Below are 2,929 nucleotides of genomic sequence, written 5' to 3'. Positions count from 1 at the left end.
TACATAAATATAATTCAAAAAGTTCATCTTGTTATTGTTTTAATTGAAAGTCATACAGTACTTTACTTTATTCTTGTATCTTTTAAAGCATACTTCAGCAAACTTCACAAAGAAATCGACTGTTTTTCTGTTCATGAATCCGCCATATTCTTTCGCAAGATGATAAGGCATTTCAAAGTGAGATAAAGTAATAACTGGTTCAATACCATACTTTAATAATTCATCAAATACATCATCATAGAACTGTAAACCTTCTTCATCTGGCTGTTCTTCATCACCTAATGGGAAGATTCTTGTCCAGGCAATAGATGTTCTAAAACACTTAAAGCCCATATCTGCAAACATCGCAATATCCTCTTTATAATGATGATAGAAATCAATTCCAATATGATTAGGATAATACTTTCCTTCGATCACACCATCAGTAATTTCTCTAGGCACACCATGAGCACCTGCAGTCATTACATCTGCAACACTTAAACCTTTAGTAGTATCTAGTACACCACCTTCAAATTGATGAGCAGCTAAAGCGCCACCCCATAAAAAGTCTTTGTTTAACATATTGGTCTCCTTATTTATATTTAATTTTGTAAGTTAAGATAATAGAAGCAAATACAAAAGTAATCGCGTTTGCACCAATTAAGTTCATATCCTGAATTTTGATACCATGAATGATCCATAAGAATACACCTAACACAAAGGCAATATACATACCTAGTGAAATACCAGAAGTATCCTTTGTCTTAATAACCTGATAAGCCTGTGGCATGAATGAGATAGTAGTAAGAATTGCTGCGATAGTTCCAACCATTTTTAGTCCTCCTCTTTTCTATGACTCTAAGATAATGTATCTCAAAATAGTAATCAATATTTCAAGGAATGACCGGAATAGTGTGACAAAAACTCTTTAAAATATAAAAGAATGATGTCACAGTGTGACATCATTCATTCTCTGAATAATAGATTTTTGCATATAAATCATCTACTTCTTTTGCCTGTTTATAATCATATGAGAATAAGGCAGTGTAGATTAAATCAAAGATATATTTCAAAGAAATATAGAAAATCATATCTTTGAGGTTATCAAGTTCTCCATGATTGATTCCATATAACACATAAGGTGTTTTATGAGCTAAATCATTTGTATCATCCGTTGTAATCACGATAAAAGGAATATGTCTTTGTTTGAGAGTATCCGCAATATTCAATAAGTGTCTTGTCTTACCGAACTTACTTATAAGAATCACTGTATGATCACTTGTGACATTCAAACTGAACCAGAGCTGTTTATTTCCATTATGATATACATTCACAAACTTATTCACACTTGATAATATATGACTTCCATATTCACTAATAGCTGCATTCGCATCATTCGCAATAATATCAATATACTTATTTCTAGAAATTATAGTCATAACTTCATTAAACACATTTGAATTTAAATTTTCCTTTGTTTGGTTGATAATACCTGTTTCTATTTTCGCAAGTTTATTCTTAATAGTATAGAGATCTTCATTAGACATAATACGCATATTGGATAGTGTATATTTATTGAGCAGGCTATGGATATTTACCTTAAAGTCATTATAGTTTTTAAAGCCAATCTTTTTTACTAAACGAATGATTGCAGTAGGGCTGCTGTAAGTCTCTTTCGCAAGCTGATGTGATGAATAAGATGTAATCTCTTCACTATTTTCAATAATATACTGTATGATAAATAAATCATTTTCATTGAGTTTAAAATCTTTTTTAAACTGTTCTAGAATCGTAGGATGCATACTATCACCTCACCTCATTCTACCAAAATATAGAATTATGATGCAAACAGTTTCATAACACTATCTTTATTTATTCAGCATGGTATACTGTTGTAGAGATATAAAGAAAAGAGGTTAGAAAATGTACGCAAAAAATACATGGGAAAAGTATAAGGACAATCTCAATGAAGTCATGGAATATAATGAAGGTTATAAAGATTATATTTCAAAAAACAAAACAGAACGTGCTTGTGTTAAAGACTCTATTCGTTTAGCTGAAGAAAAAGGATTTAAGCCATTAGACTCTTTTGAAACACTTAAAGCAGGAGACAAGGTTTATGTCAATAACAGAGATAAGAACATTGCTTTATTTGTGATTGGTAATAAGCCCCTTACAGAAGGTATGAGAATCTTAGGGGCTCATATTGACTCTCCTAGAATGGACTTAAAACAGAATCCATTATATGAATCAGAAGGATTCGTATTAGCTGATACACACTATTATGGTGGTGTAAAGAAATACCAGTGGGTAACTATTCCTTTATCATTATATGGTGTTGTCGCTAAGAAAGATGGTACTGTCGTAGATGTTGTGATTGGTGAAGATGATAATGATCCAGTAGTAGGTATCTCTGATTTACTTATTCACTTAGCTGCAGAACAGTTAGATAAGAAAGCAGCTAAAGTGATTGAAGGTGAAAACCTTGATGTTACTTTAGGTAATATGCCTTTAGTAGGTGAAGAAAAAGATGCTGTGAAGGCCAATATCTTAAAGCTATTAAAAGATAAATATGATATCGAAGAAGAAGATTTTGTATCAGCTGAAATTGAAGTTGTGCCAAGTGGTAAAGCAAGAGACTATGGTTTAGACCGTTCAATGATTGCTGGTTATGGTCATGATGATAGAGTATGTGCCTATACATCTTTAACTGCAATTCTTGATATGGATGTATGTGACTATACATGCTGTACTATTCTTGTAGATAAAGAAGAAATCGGTTCAGTAGGCGCTACAGGTGCCCAGTCTTTATTCTTTGAAAATACAATTGGTGAAATGTTAGTGAAGATGGGTATTGATAGTTTTGTACAGACAAGACTTACTTTATCTAGATCATAGATGCTTTCAAGTGATGTATCTGCTGGTGTAGATCCATTATTTGTAAGTGTAA

The 2,929-nt window shown here is 31.9% G+C and carries 2 protein-coding genes and 2 pseudogenes; 1 reads left to right on the top strand and 3 read right to left on the bottom strand.

The genetic code is table 11. From position 1 onward, the window contains the following. Nucleotides 1-42: 42 nt before the first annotated feature. The 3 genes and pseudogenes from ACT8VG_RS09450 to ACT8VG_RS09440 all read right to left on the bottom strand — a co-directional run. A pseudogene (locus ACT8VG_RS09450) lies at nt 43-561 on the bottom strand (family 1 glycosylhydrolase); the annotation flags it as partial. Nucleotides 562-571: 10 nt separating this feature from the next. Further along, on the bottom strand, nt 572-811 hold the full coding sequence (locus ACT8VG_RS09445; protein WP_217106082.1) for a SemiSWEET transporter: 240 nt from the start codon (nt 809-811) through the stop codon (nt 572-574). Between the two features lie 130 nt (nt 812-941). After that, nucleotides 942-1,781 (bottom strand): MurR/RpiR family transcriptional regulator, encoded by an 840-nt coding sequence (locus ACT8VG_RS09440; RefSeq protein ID WP_331874207.1) that lies wholly within the window; start codon nt 1,779-1,781, stop codon nt 942-944. 121 nt (nt 1,782-1,902) lie between these two features. Here ACT8VG_RS09440 and ACT8VG_RS09435 point away from each other — a divergent pair. Further along, a pseudogene (locus ACT8VG_RS09435) lies at nt 1,903-2,874 on the top strand (aminopeptidase); the annotation flags it as partial. Nucleotides 2,875-2,929 lie beyond the last annotated feature (55 nt).

It is taken from the genome of Catenibacterium sp. (assembly GCF_052354645.1).
GTDB lineage: Bacteria > Bacillota_I > Bacilli_A > Erysipelotrichales > Coprobacillaceae > Catenibacterium > Catenibacterium mitsuoka_A.
The sequence above is the reverse complement of the archived record's forward strand: the minus strand, read 5'-3'. Positions and strand labels throughout refer to the sequence as shown.